Source organism: Amycolatopsis speibonae (genome assembly GCF_042647925.1).
Taxonomy (GTDB): domain Bacteria; phylum Actinomycetota; class Actinomycetes; order Mycobacteriales; family Pseudonocardiaceae; genus Amycolatopsis; species Amycolatopsis speibonae.
In genome coordinates this window covers 1-15,836 of the sequence record NZ_JBHRWK010000005.1, presented here as the reverse complement: position 1 = coordinate 15,836, position 15,836 = coordinate 1, and the positions used below count along the sequence as shown (strand labels likewise).

General features: G+C 68.8%; 15 protein-coding genes. 8 read left to right on the top strand and 7 right to left on the bottom strand.

Features of this window, described 5'->3' with window-relative positions:
• Positions 1 to 16 precede the first annotated feature (16 nt).
• Positions 17 to 2,896 (top strand): aminomethyl-transferring glycine dehydrogenase, encoded by a 2,880-nt coding sequence (gene gcvP / locus ACFOSH_RS02105; RefSeq protein ID WP_378236877.1) that lies wholly within the window; start codon positions 17 to 19, stop codon positions 2,894 to 2,896.
• Between the two features lie 3 nt (positions 2,897 to 2,899).
• Here gcvP and ACFOSH_RS02100 read toward each other — a convergent pair whose 3' ends face one another.
• A complete protein-coding gene (locus tag ACFOSH_RS02100) occupies positions 2,900 to 3,262 on the bottom strand; it encodes a nuclear transport factor 2 family protein (RefSeq protein ID WP_378236875.1) in 363 nt (120 codons plus the stop codon).
• 130 nt (positions 3,263 to 3,392) lie between these two features.
• Here ACFOSH_RS02100 and ACFOSH_RS02095 point away from each other — a divergent pair, with 130 nt between their 5' ends.
• Together ACFOSH_RS02095 and ACFOSH_RS02090 are read left to right on the top strand one after the other, a co-directional pair.
• On the top strand, positions 3,393 to 4,220 hold the full coding sequence (locus tag ACFOSH_RS02095; RefSeq protein ID WP_378236874.1) for a helix-turn-helix domain-containing protein: 828 nt from the start codon (positions 3,393 to 3,395) through the stop codon (positions 4,218 to 4,220).
• 48 nt (positions 4,221 to 4,268) lie between these two features.
• Complete coding sequence (locus ACFOSH_RS02090) at positions 4,269 to 5,096, top strand: aldo/keto reductase (RefSeq protein WP_378236873.1); 828 nt, start codon at positions 4,269 to 4,271, stop codon at positions 5,094 to 5,096.
• An 88-nt stretch (positions 5,097 to 5,184) separates the two neighbouring features.
• Here ACFOSH_RS02090 and ACFOSH_RS02085 read toward each other — a convergent pair whose 3' ends face one another.
• The 5 genes from ACFOSH_RS02085 to ACFOSH_RS02065 form a co-directional block, all read right to left on the bottom strand.
• Positions 5,185 to 5,871, bottom strand: coding sequence for a hypothetical protein (locus ACFOSH_RS02085; RefSeq protein WP_378236872.1), 687 nt, complete (start codon positions 5,869 to 5,871; stop codon positions 5,185 to 5,187).
• Positions 5,872 to 5,964: 93 nt separating this feature from the next.
• Entirely contained in the window at positions 5,965 to 6,876 is a 912-nt protein-coding gene (locus tag ACFOSH_RS02080) for a 3-methyladenine DNA glycosylase (protein ID WP_378236871.1), read from the bottom strand.
• Positions 6,873 to 7,916, bottom strand: coding sequence for a hemolysin family protein (locus ACFOSH_RS02075; RefSeq protein ID WP_378236870.1), 1,044 nt, complete (start codon positions 7,914 to 7,916; stop codon positions 6,873 to 6,875). The genes ACFOSH_RS02080 and ACFOSH_RS02075 overlap by 4 nt, the downstream gene beginning before the upstream one ends.
• Positions 7,913 to 9,259 (bottom strand): hemolysin family protein, encoded by a 1,347-nt coding sequence (locus ACFOSH_RS02070; protein ID WP_378236869.1) that lies wholly within the window; start codon positions 9,257 to 9,259, stop codon positions 7,913 to 7,915. Before ACFOSH_RS02070 ends, ACFOSH_RS02075 begins: the two co-directional genes overlap by 4 nt.
• 163 nt (positions 9,260 to 9,422) lie before the next feature.
• Positions 9,423 to 10,019: a TetR/AcrR family transcriptional regulator gene (locus ACFOSH_RS02065; RefSeq protein WP_005150059.1), complete on the bottom strand. Its 597-nt coding sequence runs from the start codon at positions 10,017 to 10,019 to the stop codon at positions 9,423 to 9,425.
• 202 nt (positions 10,020 to 10,221) lie between these two features.
• On the opposite strand from ACFOSH_RS02065, the gene ACFOSH_RS02060 reads away from it, so the two are divergent.
• From ACFOSH_RS02060 to ACFOSH_RS02045, 4 genes are read left to right on the top strand one after another with little or no spacing between them, the layout of a single operon-like run.
• Positions 10,222 to 10,620 (top strand): hypothetical protein, encoded by a 399-nt coding sequence (locus ACFOSH_RS02060; RefSeq protein ID WP_378236868.1) that lies wholly within the window; start codon positions 10,222 to 10,224, stop codon positions 10,618 to 10,620.
• 2 nt (positions 10,621 to 10,622) lie between these two features.
• Entirely contained in the window at positions 10,623 to 11,249 is a 627-nt protein-coding gene (locus ACFOSH_RS02055) for a DUF3558 domain-containing protein (protein ID WP_378236866.1), read from the top strand.
• A complete protein-coding gene (locus ACFOSH_RS02050; protein ID WP_378236865.1) occupies positions 11,246 to 12,595 on the top strand; it encodes a hypothetical protein in 1,350 nt (449 codons plus the stop codon). The genes ACFOSH_RS02055 and ACFOSH_RS02050 overlap by 4 nt, the downstream gene beginning before the upstream one ends.
• Before the next feature lie 24 nt (positions 12,596 to 12,619).
• Positions 12,620 to 13,351, top strand: a complete 732-nt coding sequence (locus ACFOSH_RS02045) for an ESX secretion-associated protein EspG (RefSeq protein WP_378237079.1) — start codon at positions 12,620 to 12,622, stop codon at positions 13,349 to 13,351.
• 4 nt (positions 13,352 to 13,355) lie between these two features.
• Here ACFOSH_RS02045 and ACFOSH_RS02040 read toward each other — a convergent pair whose 3' ends face one another.
• Positions 13,356 to 14,189 carry an SCO6745 family protein gene (locus tag ACFOSH_RS02040; protein ID WP_378236864.1) on the bottom strand — a complete coding sequence of 278 codons (834 nt, stop codon included), beginning with the start codon at positions 14,187 to 14,189 and terminating at the stop codon, positions 13,356 to 13,358.
• A gap of 482 nt (positions 14,190 to 14,671) precedes the next feature.
• Here ACFOSH_RS02040 and pip point away from each other — a divergent pair, with 482 nt between their 5' ends.
• Positions 14,672 to 15,664, top strand: coding sequence for a prolyl aminopeptidase (gene pip / locus ACFOSH_RS02035; protein WP_378236863.1), 993 nt, complete (start codon positions 14,672 to 14,674; stop codon positions 15,662 to 15,664).
• Positions 15,665 to 15,836 lie beyond the last annotated feature (172 nt).

Genomic DNA, 15,836 nt, shown 5'->3' with positions numbered 1-15,836 from the left:
TCTTGGGAGGTCCCCGATGGAGCCCGTGTCACTGGCCGCCCTCGAAACCGGAACCCCCTTCGCGGACCGGCATATCGGTCCCGGTGCCGAAGAGCTCGCGCGCATCCTCGACGTCGTCGGCGTCGCCTCTCTCGACGAGCTCGCCGAGCGGGCCGTCCCCGCGTCGCTGCGGGAGTCGGCGACACCGCCGGAGCTGCCGCCGCCCGCCACCGAGACGGGCGCGCTCGCCGAACTCCGCGCCCTGGCCGCGCGCAACCGGCCGATGGTCCAGATGATCGGCCTCGGTTACCACGACACCGTGACCCCGCCGGTGATCCGCCGCAACGTGCTGGAGAGCCCGGCCTGGTACACCGCGTACACGCCGTATCAGCCGGAGATCTCGCAAGGCCGCCTCGAAGCGCTGCTCAACTTCCAGACCATGGTCGCCGACCTGACCGGCCTGCCGATCGCCAACGCGTCGATGCTGGACGAGGCGACCGCCGCGGCGGAGGCGATGACGTTGGTCCGCCGCGCGGGCAAGGCGAAATCGAACCGGTTCGTGGTCGACGAGGACACCCTGCCCCAGACGATCGAGGTCCTGCGCACCCGCGCCGAGCCGCTCGGGATCGAGCTGGTGACCGCGGACCTTTCCCAGGGCATCACCGGACTCGGCCTCGGCGGCGACTTCTTCGGGGTACTGCTGTCGTATCCGGGCGCTTCGGGTGCCGTCCGCGAGTGGGACCACACCATCGCCGAGGCCAAGGCACTGGGCGCGGCCGTGGTGATGGCGGCGGACCCGCTGGCCCTGACCCTGCTGCGGTCGCCGGGCGAGCTCGGCGCCGACGTCGCGGTCGGGTCGACGCAGCGGTTCGGGGTCCCGATGGGCTTCGGTGGACCGCACGCGGCATATCTCGCCGTCCGACAGGGCCTCGAACGGCAGCTGCCGGGGCGACTGGTGGGGGTGTCGAAGGACGCCGACGGCGCGCCCGCGTACCGGCTCGCGCTCCAGACCCGCGAGCAGCACATCCGCCGCGAGAAGGCGACGAGCAACATCTGCACCGCCCAGGTGCTCTTGGCGGTGATCGCGTCGATGTACGCGGTGTACCACGGTCCCGAAGGCCTGCGCGCGATCGCGAACCGCGCGCACCGGATGGCGACCGTGCTCGCGGCTGGGCTCGCCGAAAGCGGTGTCGACGTCGTGCACTGCGAGTTCTTCGACACCGTCATGGTTTCCGTCCCCGGCCGGGCGGCAGGGGTCGTCGGCACGGCACGGGAACTCGGGGTCAACCTCCGGCTCGTGGACGCGGATCACGTCGCCGTCGCCTGTGACGAGACGACGACCCGCGAGCATCTTTCCCTGGTGTGGAAGGCGTTCGGGGTCGCGGTGTCCGATGTGGACTCCCTCGACGCGGACACCGCCGACGGTTTCCCGCCGGATCTGCGCCGCACGAGCGACTACCTGACCCATCCCGTCTTCCACGCGCACCGTTCGGAGACGGCGCTGCTGCGGTACCTGAGGGCGTTGTCCGACAAGGACGTCGCGCTCGACAGGAGCATGATCCCGTTGGGCTCGTGCACGATGAAACTCAACGCCACGGCCGAAATGGAGCCGATCACCTGGCCCGAGTTCGCCGGTCTGCATCCGTTCGCGCCCGCCGAAGACGCGGCCGGACTGCTCACCGTCGTGAAGGATCTGGAGCGGTGGCTCGCCGGCATCACCGGCTACGACGCGGTTTCCCTGCAACCGAACGCCGGAAGCCAGGGCGAGTTCGCGGGACTGCTGGCGATCCGGGCCTACCATCGCGAACGCGGGAACGCGGCGCGTGACGTCTGCCTGATCCCGTCGAGCGCGCACGGGACGAACGCGGCCAGCGCGGTGATGGCGGGCATGCGGGTGGTCGTCGTGAAATGCGACGACGAGGGCAACATCGACCTCGGGCACCTCAAGTCCACCGTGGACGAGCACGCGGCCGATCTGGCCGCGATCATGATCACCTATCCCTCGACGCACGGCGTCTACGAGGACACCGTCCGCGAGGTCTGCGCGCTGGTGCACGACGCTGGCGGCCAGGTGTACGTCGACGGGGCCAATCTGAACGCCCTGATCGGCGTGGCGCAGTACGGCAGGTTCGGCGCCGACGTCTCCCATCTCAACCTGCACAAGACCTTCTGCATCCCGCACGGCGGCGGTGGACCCGGCATCGGGCCGATCGGCGTCCGCGCGCATCTGGCGCCGTACCTGCCGAACCACCCGCTGCAGCCGGACGCCGGCCCGGCCACCGGCGTGGGCCCGATCAGCGCCGCGCCGTGGGGGAGCGCGTCGATCCTGCCGATCTCCTGGGCCTACGTCCGGATGATGGGGGCGGAAGGCCTCAGGCGCGCGACGCTGACCGCGGTCGCGAACGCCAACTACGTCGCCAAGCGCCTCGCGGAGCACTACCCGGTGCTGTACGCCGGGCACGACGGCCTGGTCGCGCATGAATGCATCCTCGACCTCCGCGCGCTCACCAAGCGGACCGGTGTCACCGTCGACGACGTCGCCAAGCGGCTGGCCGACTACGGCCTCCACGCGCCGACGATGTCCTTCCCGGTCGCGGGAACGCTCATGGTCGAGCCCACCGAGAGCGAGGACCTCGGCGAGCTCGACCGGTTCTGCGACGCGATGATCGCGATCCGCGGCGAGATCGAGAAGGTCGCCGCGGGGGAGTGGCCGGTGGAGGCAAGCCCGCTGCGGAACTCGCCGCATACCGCCCGCTGCCTCGTGGGGACGTGGGATCGCCCGTACAGCAGGGAGATCGCGGTCTTCCCCGCCGGTATCGGCGCGGCGAAGATCTGGCCTCCGGTGCGGCGGATCGACGGGGCCGCGGGTGACCGCAACCTCGTCTGCTCCTGCCCGCCGCCGGAGGCCTTCGCCTGAGCCTCAGCCGGGCATCTTGTCCAGAAAACCCAGCACCTGCTTGATCCGCCCGTCCTCGACGGTGATGACGTCGAAACCGATCGCCAGCGGCTCTTCCACGCCCTCCGGGCCGAGGTACCACTGGAACCGCGCGATGTCGTGGTGCGCGTCGGGGGCCGCGGGCAGGCTGAACCTCAGGCCCGCGAACTGGGCCTGAGCGCCGGCGATGAAGCCGTCGACACCGTCGTGGCCGGCAACGGCACCGAGTGGGTCGGTGTAGGCGGCGTCCTCGGTGAACAGTTCGGCGATGAGCGCGCGGCGCTGGTCGGCGTCGGTCTCGTTCCACACGGCGATGTACTGCTCGGCGACGCGCTGGATGTCCGACATGGTGTCTCCTCGTTTTCGTTGGGGCCACTGCGTTGCGGGGTGACCGATGCCGCAACTCTGTCGGCTGGAGATGGGTCCCGTCGATTACGCGGGAGGTAATGGCGGCCCGGCACGGGTGGTGCGTAGGTTCGTGATCGTGACGACCACACTGACCGCGAGCCGCGCGGGCCGCCCCGTCGGCGAACTCCTGCGGGAATGGCGCGACCGCCGCCGGATCAGCCAGCTCGACCTCGCCATCTCCGCGGAGATCTCCACCCGGCATCTGAGCTTCGTGGAGACCGGCCGGTCCAAGCCCAGCCGTGACATGGTGCTGCGGCTCGGCGAACACCTGGAGGTGCCTTTGCGGGAACGCAATCAGCTGCTCCTGGCGGCGGGCTACGCGCCCGCGTACGCCGAAAGCGGCCTCGGCGCCCCGGAGATGGCGGCGGTCCGCAAGGCGGTCCGTCAGCTGCTGACCAGTCACGAGCCGTACCCGGCCGCCGTCGCCGACCGCTGGTGGAACCTGGTCGACGCCAATTCGAGCGTCTCGATCATGACCGACCTCGTCTCGCCCGCCCTCATGACGCCACCGGTCAACGTCCTGCGGCTGACCCTGCATCCGGAAGGAATGGCGCCGCATGTGCTGAATCTGGGGGAGTGGCGCGCCCATCTGCTCGGCAGGCTGCGGCGGCAGGTGTCCCAGACGGCCGATCCGGTGCTGACCGGGCTGCTGGAGGAACTGCTCACCTATCCGTGCGCGGATCCCGTCCCCGAGGTGGAGGTGCCCGGACCGGGCGACATCTTCGTCCCGTTGCGGCTGCGGCACGAGGGCGCCGAACTCACGTTCTTCAGCACGGTCTCCACTTTCGGGACACCGCTGGACATCACGGTCGCCGAGCTGGTGATCGAGTCCTTCTTCCCCGCCGACGCGGACACGGCGGAGCATCTGCGCGCCTACGCGGCGCGAAGGGTGGAATGATGCGGGGCAAGAAGCCCTGCCACAGACCCCAGTGAGGATTTTGCTTCCATGGCCGTGCCTTCCGTCGTCCTGAACAACGAGGTAGCCATCCCCCAACTCGGTTTCGGCGTCTGGCAGGTGCCCGCGGGCGACACGGCCAAGGTCGTCCGGACCGCCATCGAGGCCGGGTACCGCAGCATCGACACCGCCGCGTCGTACCGGAACGAAGCCGGTGTCGGCGAAGCGATCCGCTCGGCGGGTGTGCCCCGCGACGAACTGTTCATCACCACGAAGCTGCCGAATCCTGGCCACGGGTACGACGAGGCGCTCCGCGCGTTCGACGCGAGTCTCGCGGCGCTCGGCCTCGACCGCGTTGACCTGTACCTGATCCACTGGCCGATGCCGACGCGCGGCAAATACGTCGAAACCTGGCGAGCACTGGAAAAGCTCTACGCGGACGGCCGGGTGCGTGCCATCGGGGTGTCGAACTTCCACGTCCCACATCTGCGGCGGCTGTTCGGCGAAACCGGGATCGTGCCCGCGGTCAACCAGGTCGAGCTGCACCCCCGGCTCCAGCAGAAGGCGTTGCGGGAGTTCCACGCCGCGCACGGCATCGTCACCGAGGCGTGGAGCCCGCTGGCGCAGGGCTCTCTGCTCTCGGACGCGACGCTGACCGCCCTCGCGGCCAAGTACGGCAAGAGCCCGGCGCAGCTGGTGCTGCGCTGGCATCTGCAGCTCGGCACGGTGGCCATCCCGAAATCCGTGACACCGTCCCGGATCCGCGAGAACTTCGACGTCTTCGACTTCGAGCTGGCCGACGACGATCTCGCGGCCCTCGCCGACTTCGACGACGGGACCCGCACCGGCCCCGACCCGGACACCTTCGACCTGGTCTGAGCCCGGATGTCAGGAACGCCCCTTTCGTGACACTCCTGGAACGTGAAAGGGCCCTCCCCGCGACGGGAAGGGCCCTTTCAGGCGAAACTCAGGTGGCCTTGATGCCCGCGGCGGCGAAGTCGGCCTGCTGGGCGGGCTGCTGCAGGAACTGCCGGAACGTCTGCGAGGCGCGCATCTGGACCTCGTCGATGCTCTTGCCGGCGAGCCCGACGAGCGGGTAGTCGGCCGAACGCGCCGTCGCGACCGACTGGGCGGGCGAACCGACCAGTTCGGGCTTGGCGGTGTTCAGCTCGGTCACCCAGTAAGAGGACTCGGGGATCCAGGCGGCGGGAAGACCGCCGATGGAGTCCAGGTTCGTCCGGCCGACGAGGCCGTCGAGCACGCCCGCGGAGGGCAGAGCGTCGATCTGGATGACCACGCAGTGATCGCGGACCACGGTCGCGGCGTTGTTCCACCGCTCGGCCGCCGCCCGGACCGGCTTCTCGATGCTGGGGGTGACGATCACGCGCATCGGGGTGTCGCCGGCGACGCAGGCCTTGGCCTGGGCCTCGGCGCGGGTGCTCAGCTCCCCGTCCGCCCAGTTCCAGCCGAAGACGCCGATGGCGATCAGGGCGACCAGGACCACAGCGGCGATGGGCCACATGGCGACCTTGCGCCGCGGTGCCTTCTTCCCGACGATCCGGTGCGAACCGGTCGCCTCACCGCGCCCCTCGAGCCGCTTCGGCGGGTCGAGGGGGTGCGGCACCGGCTCCTCGGCCACGCTGTGTCGCCCCATCGTTGTCCTTTCGAAACGTGCGCGCTCGCGCTGCGTATGCAATCAAACCGTTATCACTCTAACAGGGGAGGATGTTACGGGGAATGCGACGACTCACAGTTGTTTTCCGCGTGTCGCGGGAACTTTCCTTAACCCGCCCAGGAGCCGTTGGCAATGCGCTATCAGGTGCTCACGCAGCGGCGCGGCCCGGTGGGCGAAACCAGCCTGCGCGCGAGCGTACTCGGCCCGGCCTTCCGGGCTCTCGATACGCACGGGCGAGTACCCGAACGACGCGAGATCGTACGGGCTGGCCCGCATGTCGAGCTCCCGGATGTCCGCCGCCAGCTCGAAGCAGTCCCCGACCAGTTCGGCGGGGACGAACGGGTCGAGTTTGTACGCCCATTTGAACAGGTCCATGTTGGCGTGGAGGCAGCCCGGCTGCTCGAACTCGATCTGGTTCTCCCGCTCCGGCCGCAGCGTGTTGCGCGGCCGGGCGGGCTCGGTGAAGAACCGAAAAGCGTCGAAATGTCCGCACCGGATCTCCTGCGACTCGACGACGCCGTCCGTTCCGGCCGAACCGAGCCGGAGCGGAAGTTGTGAGTGACGCACCTCACTCGCGGATTCCCGGTAAACCATTGCCCATTCGTGAAGCCCGAAACAACTGAGCCTCGGCGCGCGGGACGCCGTCGCGGAAAGCAGCCCGAGTACGAATTCTGCGGTCTTGGCCCGGCCCTCGGTGAAGCCCGCCGGATCCAGCATGACTCCGTCCGGCGTGTCGAGGTAGCCCTTCCGCTCCAGGAACCGGCGCGCGGACGGGCCTTCGAGCGCGACGTCCGGCCCCGGCTGCCAGCGTTCGACGTGCCCGGGCCGGTGCGAGTAGTAGGAGAAGAGGAAATCGAGCACCGGATGCTTCTCGCCCCGCGAGCGGCGCCGCTGGTGCGGTGTCGTCCAGCGCCGCATCCTCGTCACGTGGTCGTCCTCCCGAGCCCGCCAGACGGACTCGGGAAGGACGATCAGGCCGGTCATGACATGACGTGGGTACCGTCGCGGACAGTTCCCACGTATTCCTCTACGAGGTCCTCCAGCGCGACGACGCCGACGGCGGTCCCCGCCGGGCTGAGCGCCCGCGCCAGGTGACTGCCTTCCTTGCGCATCGCCGACAACGCCTCGTCCAGCCGGGCGTCGGCGTGCAGTTCGGTCAGCGCCCGGGTCTTGTCCGACGGCACCACGGTCGTCGGATCCTCGCCCACGAGGTCGAGGATGTCCTTGACGTGGATGTAGCCGGTCAGCGTCCCGTCGTCGGTGCACACCGGGAAGCGGGAGAACCCGGTCGAGGACACCGCGCGCTCGACGTCGCCCAGTGTGGGCGAGCAGGGCAGAGTGGTCAGCTGCGCCGTCGGGACCAGGACGTCGGCCACCGTCTTCTCCACCGACGACAGCGTCTTGCTCAGCCGCTGGTGTTCGGAGTGCTCCAGCAGCCCCTCGCGCCGCGACTCGCTGAGCAGTTCCGCGAGCTCTTCGGAGGTGTAGGCGGTTTCGAGCTCGTCCTTCGGTTCGACCTTGAACACCCGCAGCAGCGAGTTCGCCACGAAGTTCAGCAGCCAGATGAACGGGTTGGCGACCTTCACCCAGGCCACGTGCACCGGGACCAGCCACAGCGCCAGCCGCTCCGGCTCGGCGATCGCGAGGTTCTTCGGCACCATCTCGCCGATGAGGACGTGCAGGATGGTGATGAAGGCCAGCGCGATCGCGAACGAGATCGGATGCAGCAGGACTTCGGGAATCCCGAACAGCTCGAAGAAACCGGCCAGCCGATGCGCGATGGCGGGCTCACCCAGCCGTCCGAGCAGCAGCGAGCAGATGGTGATGCCGAGCTGCGCGCCCGCGAGCATCAGCGAGACGTTCCTGCTCGCGTTGATCACGATCTTGGCGCGGGTCTTTCCCTGCTCCAGCAAGGCTTCCAGCCTGTCGCGCCGGGAAGAGATCAGCGCGAACTCGGCGCCGACGAAGAACGCGTTGGCCAGCAGCAGGACCACGACGAGGAAAATGTTGAACCAGTCGCTCATCGGGCGGGCTCCTGCTCGGCGGGTGCGGGGCTTTCCTCGACGCGGCGCACTTCGACCTCGGAGATCCTCAGCCGGTCCATGGTGGTCACCGTGAGCCGCCAGCCGTCGAGATCGGTGGCGTCGCCGGGCGAGGGGATTCGGCCGAGCCGCTCGAGGATCAGCCCGGCGATGGTCTCGTAATCGCCGTCGGGCATCCGGAACCCGGTCTCGTCGGTGACCTCGTCGGCGCGAAGCTGCCCGGACACGAGCCAGTTTTCGGCGCCGACCTGCTGGGAGGAGGGCGCTTCCCGACCGTCGTGCTCGTCGCGGACGTCACCGATGATCTCCTCGACGACGTCCTCCAGGGTCACCAGTCCCGCGGTGCCGCCGTATTCGTCGACGACGATCGCGAGCTGGAACCGGGAGTCACGCAGCCGGTTGAGCAGTGAGTCGCCCGGCAGCGATTCGGGCACGGTCGGGATCGGCCGCATGACCGAGCCGATCCGCACCGTGGCGCGCTGCGCGGACGGGACGGTGAACGCCTGTTTGATGTGCACCGCGCCCTGCACGTCGTCGAGATCCTCGGTGTAGACCGGGAAACGCGAAAAGCCGGTGCGGCGCGAGATCTCGATGAGGTCGTTGATCGTGTCGTCCACGGTCAGCGATTCGAGCTGAACGCGCGGGGTCATCAGCTCTTCGGCCGTCCGCTCGCCGAAGCGCAGCGACTTGTCCAGCAGTTCGGCCGTCGACGTGTCGAGGGTGCCGCTTTCGGCACTGGAGCGCACGATCGAGCCGAGTTCCTGCGGCGAACGGGCCGACCGCAGCTCTTCCTGCGGCTCGACGCCGAACTTGCGGACCAGGAAGTTGGCGCTGTTGTTCATCAGCGTGATGAGCCAGCGGAACAGTGACGAGAACCGCGAGTGGTATCCCGCCACGGCGCGCGCGGTCTGCAGCGGCCGGGCGATCGCGAGGTTCTTCGGCATCATCTCGCCGAGGATCATCGAGAGCGACGTCGCCAGGATCAGCGCGACCGCCAGCGACACGCCGTTCGCGACGCCTTCGGAGAATCCGACGGCGGTGAACAGCGGGTGCAGCAGGTCACCGATCACCGGTTCCGCGAGGTAACCGGTGATCAGGGTGGTGATGGTGATCGCCACCTGGGCGCCGGAGAGCTGGAACGAGAGGGTGCGGTGCGCCTTCTGCACGGTGTGCGCGCGACGGTCGCCGACCTGGCGGACGTTCGCGTCGACCGTGCTGCGCTCGAGCGCGGTGAGGGAGAACTCAGCGGCTACGGCGAGGCCGGTACCCACGGTCAGCAGGAGGAACAGGAGAATGCCGAGAACGGCGAGCAGGATTTCCATCATTTCCTGCCGGCGGGGACGGGATCGGCAAGAAGGTCCACGGAACAGCCGGGTTCGCCACCCGGCTCGATACTGTCACCAGGTGACTGCGCGTCGCGCACGAAAAGAGTCACTCCTCAATCGGGATCAACAGACACCGCCGCTGTACTGCGGCGATAGGACAAGCTTAACGTGTTCCCCCGGCCGCGTGGGCGCGGTGCCGCCGCACGCTCTCCTCGACCAGGTCGAGGACGGGACCGAGATCGTCACCGGGCTGGCCCATCGCGAGGTGGGAGACGAGTCCTTCGAGGACCAGTTCGAGGTACGCGGTCAGGACGTCGACGTCCACGTCGTCGCGCAGGATCCCGGCGTCGCGCTGCCGCAGCAGGCGGCGGCGGGTCGCGGCGGTCAGCTGGTGGGACCGCTCGGCCCAGCGGGCGCGGAATTCGGGGTCGGTGCGCAGCCGTCGGGAGACCTCCAGCCGCGTGCCGAGCCAGTCGGCGGGGTGCTCGCTGCGGTTCGACAGCAGTTCGCGCATCACCTGGACGAGACCCTGCTCGGCGACGATGTCCGCCATGCGGACCGCGTCGTCCTCGGCCAACGCCAGGAAAAGGGACTCCTTGTCGCGGAAATGGTGGAAGATCGCGCCGCGGGAAAGACCGGTGGCTTCCTCCAGCCGCCTGACGGTGGCACCCTCGTAGCCATAGCGTGCGAAGCACACGCGGGAGCCGTCGAGGATCTGGCGCCGGCGTGCGTCGAGGTGATCCTGGCTGACCCGTGGCATCCTGGAATCCTGTCACCGACGACCGGGTTAATGCAATCCGTACGTACGTACTGTGACCAGTTCGCGGGATGATTGGTCCATCCGGGAACCGGACGGTTCCGAAACACGTCCGATCACTCGGCCGGATCGGCTGACACGCAGTCCGCCGCTTGGCTACTCTTTGTCCATCACGGTGAGTGAGTGCTGAGGGGAAGGTGCGGGCGTGAACATCATCGACGACGCCGCGAGAGCGATCAAGGCCGTCTGGGGTGACCTCACCACGCCGAAGGAACCGACCGTTTACGGCGGTGGGGGCGGCGGTGGTGGCGGGTTCGAGATGAGCCCGGAGGAGCTGAAGACCGTCATCGGGCTCTGGGAAGACGAGCTGAAGAAGGTCGTCGACGACGGCGAGCGGATCCGCCGGATCTCGGAGGACCTGATGCCGCCGGGGCAGGACGAAGCCAGTTCGAGCTATGTCAATTCCGGTATCGACTCCGTGATTTCGCTGCAGAAGCAGAACGACTCGATGAAGGCCTACATCGAGGGCTACATCGCGAAGCTCGAGATCGCCCGGACGAAGACCATGGCCACCGACCAGGCCAACACCCTGCGCACGACCTGAGGATGCCGAACGTGTTGAGGAATCGCGCCGCGGTGGCGGCGCTCGTGCTCGTTTCCGTCGCGGTCGCCGGTTGCACGGGGGAGACCCCCGGCACGCCGACGCCGACCCCGGGAACGTCTGCGTCGTCGGGTTCGTCCGCCGCGCCCGAGGACCCGAACGTCCCGAAGGTGGCGGTTCCGCTGGACGCCTCGGCGTACGTCAGTGACGCCTGCAAACTGCTGCCGGCCGCCGCGGCTGCGGAACTGGGCTTCACCGAGCCCGGTGAACCGAAGAACGACACCAGCAACCCCGCGTGCAGTTGGGGGATTCGAGGCAAAGCCGACAGCCTGCAGATCATCCTCGGCAGCGGCAACCGCGAAAAGGGCATGGGCGGCCTGGCCGGCCTGCACAAGGCCAAGAAAGCCGGGCAACTGAGGTTCCTGGAGCCCGGCCCTGAAGTCGACGGCTATCCGACCGTCTACTACGGACTGGCGGATCGGCGAGCGGCAGGCAACTGCGATCTTTCCGTCGGCGTCGCCGACGACCTGACGATCAGTGCCCAAGCCGAGGGCTACAAGAGCGAACAGGATTCCTGTGGGAACGCGCAGAAAGTCGCGTCGGCCATGATCAAGACACTCAAGGGGGCATGAGGGTGGACGGCAAACAGATCTACGAGAACTTCACCCAGGGCGACACCCGTAACCTGCGCAGCGCGGCCGATCGCGTCGCGGAACTCTCGGACGCCTATATCGAGCGCGGCATGGCCATCAAGTCCTTGCAGTCGCGGATGGCGACGTCCTGGACCGGGTCCGCGGCCGACGCCGCGAATGCCGGAGCGGGCCCGCTGGAGCAGGCCTTCAAGGAGACGGCGGATCCGCTGTTCACCACGAAGGCCTCGGTCACCGAGCAGGCCGACAGCTTCGACGATTCAGGGTCGTCCGTCGTCCCGGTGCCGCCGAAGCCGGACAAGCCCAACCCCTGGAGCACCGGCCTGAAGGGCGCGATCCCGATCGCCGGGCCGTTCATGGTCAACAACGACATCAAGAACTACCAAGAAGGCGTCGCGAAGCACGAGGCGGCGAACCAGAACAACGTCCGCGTGATGGACCAGTACGACTCGGTCACCAGCAGCACGAGGTCCAGCCTGCCGACCGACTACGGCGTGCTGAAGAACGACGGCGCGAACGTCAGCGTCAAGGTCGGTGGCGGTCCGCCGCCGATCCACCCGCCGATCCTGCCGCCGGTCATCCCGGTGAAGCCGGGCCGGAACGGTGGCGGGGACGACCACGACGGCACCGACACCAGCGGCACCGATGACAACGGCACCGACCGGAACCAGAACAAGCCGGGCGGCGACCACAACCAGACCAAGCCGGGCTCGACCGACGATCGTCCGGTCAACCCGAAGGACCGGCCGAATCCCCCGGACATCACCACGCCCACGAGGAAACCGGGCCCGGGGGACACGACGCTCCCGTCCGGCGGCGGACGCGGCAGGACCGGCGGGGGGACCACGGAGATCCCGGGCCGGACCCCCGGACGCGGTACCGGTGACCTGGACAACGTGATCGGCCTCCCGAACGGCAATGGCCAGAACTACAACAACCCCGGTGGCACCGGGCAGAACCCGCCCGGAAGCACCGGCGGCCGCAACGCTCCCGGACCCAACACCGCCGCGGGAAGGCTTCTCGGCGAAGGCGGTACCGGTGGTCGCGCGGGCGGTCCCGGTGGAACCGGTTCCGGTGGTCTTGGCGGCGGCAGGGGCTCCGGCATGGGGGGTCTCGGCGGCGGCATGGGTGGCGCCGACCACCTGGCCGGTGGCCGTGGCGCGGGAGGTCGTGGCGGCGGCCAGATGGGTCCGATGGGGGCGGGCGGCAGGCGCGCCGAAGGGGACGAGGACGACGAGCACCAGCGTCCCGACTACCTCATCGAGGCCGACCCTGACGCGATCTTCGGCACCGACCAGCGGACCAGCCCGCCGGTCATCGGCGAGTAGCGGATGACCGTCAGAACAGGCCGGGTGGACGTCCCGGTCGAAGCCTTGGCGGTGCTCGCCGAACGCGAACGCGTCGGCGACCTGCACATCACGCTGCGTCCCGAACCGCGCTGGCTGTCCAGGACGGCCCGCGCGGAGGCGGACAAGCGAGTGGAAGCCGCGTTGGCGCAAGCCGGGCTGCTGGACTCGAGCGGCCGCGCGTCGGTCGACTTCCTCGACTGGCTCCCGGTGCTCACGAAACCGGCCATCGAGTACTACGGCTGGGTGAACACCGGCGGTGAGACGTACGGCCTTCTCGCCGCCTCCCTGGGGCTGCAGGCGGTGCTCGCGGTGTCGTCCGGCGACTGGGTCGGGCTGCAGGAGATCGACCGCCGTCGGCTGCCCGAGACGCTGGTCGAGCAGCTGCCGCCCGTTCCCGCGGGCGGCGGCAGGCTGCGCACGATCCGCGCGTACGAGCTCGAAGAGGCGGCCCGGCGTGGCCCGGACACGCATTCGCTGCCGCCGGTGATCGCCGACATCGTCAGCCTCGTGCAGCGGCCTGTCGAGGGGAGCGGTGAGCTCTACGTCGGCAAGCGGGACGAAGTCGGCAGGCACGTGGCCGTCGAGGATCCGCTCCACTTCGCCGACACCGACTGGGGCCGGTACCTCAGCTACACGACCGGGCAAGGCAGCGACGCGGTGGTCCACATCGGACCCGCCGGGCAGGTGGAGCTGGCAGACGCGCTCCGGCACGTCTCCAGCACCTTGGGCAACTAGGTCGTCACCACGGGAAGTCCGCCTGGATGGCGGCCGAGATCGGCTTGAGGTCGGTGACCAGACGGTCGAGATCGCCGGCGTCCAGGGCGTCGTACGGCGCCTCCGCGAGTCTGTCGGTCATCGCCTCGACGCGCTCCTTCGCGGCCCGGCCGGCGGCGGTGAGCCAGCCGTCGCTCCCGACTAGGCCGCGGTCGCGCATGCCGTCGATGACCGCGGTCAGCTGCGCGGCGGGAAGATGCCCGACCCGGCCGAACTCGTGCGCGGGCATGTCGACGGACAGGGCGTGGAGGACGTGGGCCTCGGTCCCGCCGATGCCCTCGGCCAGCAGAGCGACGATGTGGCCGTCGCCGCGGTGCTCGCGGAGCAGGGTGGCGGCGTGCCACAGCCGGGCCAGGGGCTCCTGCGGTACCGGGACTGCGCGGAGGGCGGCGTAGAGGGCGCGGCCCTCCACCGGTGCGCTGATGGCCGCCTTCAACAGGAGGTCGGCGGCGTGCTCGACACCGGGGGCGTCGGCGAGGTTACCGAGGATCCGCCGTAGCCCCGCGACGCATCCCCGTTCGCGGGCGGCCAGCGCCGCTTCGGGGGTGGTCAGGTCCCAGACCTTCGGGATGTGGCGCGCCACCTCGCCCGGGGCGAAGTTGTAGAAGACCGCGTGGACCACTTCGGCGGGCACCGACCGGCCGAACGGCGCGGCCCGTCCGGCGAAGTAGGCGTCCCACTGGTTGCGCAGCCCGAGCGCGATCAGGGCCTGGTCCGACTCGTCGGCGAGGTAGGGCACCAGACCGATGGGCTCGATCAGGTCGTACATGCGGCGGGCGACGGGTTCCTGGTGAGACATCTGATCCCCTGTGGCTCGTGGCGGTGCCTTCGTGGCGGCCGCTCACCTCCTCCACGAACGGCTCAGGCCGGATCCGACACTCGAGCCTCAAGATTTTTCGAGAGGTCCAGGTCGTGAGTGGCGATTCGGGTTCCCTTTGAGGGGTGAGGCAAACGCGGTGTGGTTGTGGGCGGTGTCAGTGACTCTGCGCGACGCCGGGCCTCGGGTGCCGACTGTGTGGATTTTGGTGCGTTGGATGACCAGAAATCCACACAGTCCCCCGTGATCGGACCGGTCACGGCGGCCGGGTAGCCCGAGAGGCTTGAGAGGTGTGTGGAAACAGGGACGTTGAGCGTCCCTGTTTCCACACACCAATCACCCCGAGTGACACGACACCTTTGCCGCACCTCTCAACAGCCCGAATCGCCACTCACGACCAACCCGGCCCGCCGCGCACCGCCGCACGACAAACCCTGCGCACTGGGCACCCTCCAGGGGCTACTGTGACAGCGCTGTTGTATTTCTGGTGGGACTGGGAGGACGAGAACGTGACACGGCTGTATCCGGAAATCGAACCGTACGACCACGGGATGCTCGACGTCGGCGACGGGCACCTCGTGTACTGGGAGGTCTGCGGGAACCCCGACGGCAAACCCGCCGTCACGCTGCATGGCGGCCCGGGCACCGGCTGCAGCACCGGCCTGCGCCGCTACTTCGACCCGGCCAAGTACCGGGTAGTGCTGTTCGACCAGCGAGGCTGCGGCCGGAGCACGCCGCACGCGGGGGAGCCCGAGGCCGACCTCTCGGCCAACACCACCGACCACCTGATCGCCGACATGGAGCGGCTTCGCGAGCATCTGGGCATCGAGAAGTGGCTGCTCTTCGGTGGTTCCTGGGGCTCGGCGCTCGCGCTGGTCTACGCCGAGCGGCATCCGGACCGGGTCTCGGAGATGGTCCTGATGGGCTTGGCCACCGGCCGACGGAGCGAGACAGACCTGCTCACCCGCGGCCTCGGCGGTGTCTTCCCCGAGGCCTGGGCCAAGTTCCGCGACGGCGTTCCCGAAGAGGATCGCGACGGCGACCTGGCGGCGGCGTACCTCAAGCTGCTCATGGATCCGGACCCGGCGGTGCACGAGAAGGCGGCCGCGGACTGGTGTGCCTGGGAGGACGCGATCATCCCGACTTCCCCGCCGTACAAGAGCTTCGAGACGGCGAAGTTCCGGCTCGCCTTCGCCAGGCTCGTCACGCACTACTGGAGCCAGGGGTCCTTTTTGGAGGAAGGCGTCGTCCTGCGGGAGGCCAAGACGCTGGCCCATATCCCGGCGGTGCTCGCCGAAGGCTGCCTCGACCTGAACCATCTGATCGGGACCCCGTGGGAGCTGGCGCACGCCTGGCCGGGCAGCGAACTGGTCATCATCGACGAGGTCGGCCACAGTACCCAGGACGAGCCGATGCGTGAAGTCCTCATCGGCGCTACAGACCACTTCGCCTCCTGAAGCACCGAACGCGCCCTCCGCTGGGGTCTGGTTTCGCCTCGGCGTCTTCGTGCTGGGTGGAAAGGTGTGACGGGGGAAGATTTCGGACGTTGAGGGCGCGCCGATAAATAAACCGTATATTTTGATTTCGGCTGTCATGCTTGTGTTATGGGTTCGGTGGAGGATGTCGAGG

Bases quoted from the DNA above. Each gene is read 5' to 3' on its own strand.
- gcvP (WP_378236877.1), top strand. From the start codon at position 17: ATGGAGCCCGTGTCACTGGCCGCCCTCGAAACCGGAACCCCCTTCGCG.
- ACFOSH_RS02100 (WP_378236875.1), bottom strand. From the start codon at position 3,262: ATGTCGGACATCCAGCGCGTCGCCGAGCAGTACATCGCCGTGTGGAAC.
- ACFOSH_RS02090 (WP_378236873.1), top strand. From the start codon at position 4,269: ATGGCCGTGCCTTCCGTCGTCCTGAACAACGAGGTAGCCATCCCCCAA.
- ACFOSH_RS02085 (WP_378236872.1), bottom strand. From the start codon at position 5,871: ATGGGGCGACACAGCGTGGCCGAGGAGCCGGTGCCGCACCCCCTCGAC.
- ACFOSH_RS02080 (WP_378236871.1), bottom strand. From the start codon at position 6,876: ATGACCGGCCTGATCGTCCTTCCCGAGTCCGTCTGGCGGGCTCGGGAG.
- ACFOSH_RS02075 (WP_378236870.1), bottom strand. From the start codon at position 7,916: ATGAGCGACTGGTTCAACATTTTCCTCGTCGTGGTCCTGCTGCTGGCC.
- ACFOSH_RS02070 (WP_378236869.1), bottom strand. From the start codon at position 9,259: ATGATGGAAATCCTGCTCGCCGTTCTCGGCATTCTCCTGTTCCTCCTG.
- ACFOSH_RS02065 (WP_005150059.1), bottom strand. From the start codon at position 10,019: ATGCCACGGGTCAGCCAGGATCACCTCGACGCACGCCGGCGCCAGATC.
- ACFOSH_RS02055 (WP_378236866.1), top strand. From the start codon at position 10,623: ATGCCGAACGTGTTGAGGAATCGCGCCGCGGTGGCGGCGCTCGTGCTC.
- ACFOSH_RS02050 (WP_378236865.1), top strand. From the start codon at position 11,246: ATGAGGGTGGACGGCAAACAGATCTACGAGAACTTCACCCAGGGCGAC.
- ACFOSH_RS02040 (WP_378236864.1), bottom strand. From the start codon at position 14,189: ATGTCTCACCAGGAACCCGTCGCCCGCCGCATGTACGACCTGATCGAG.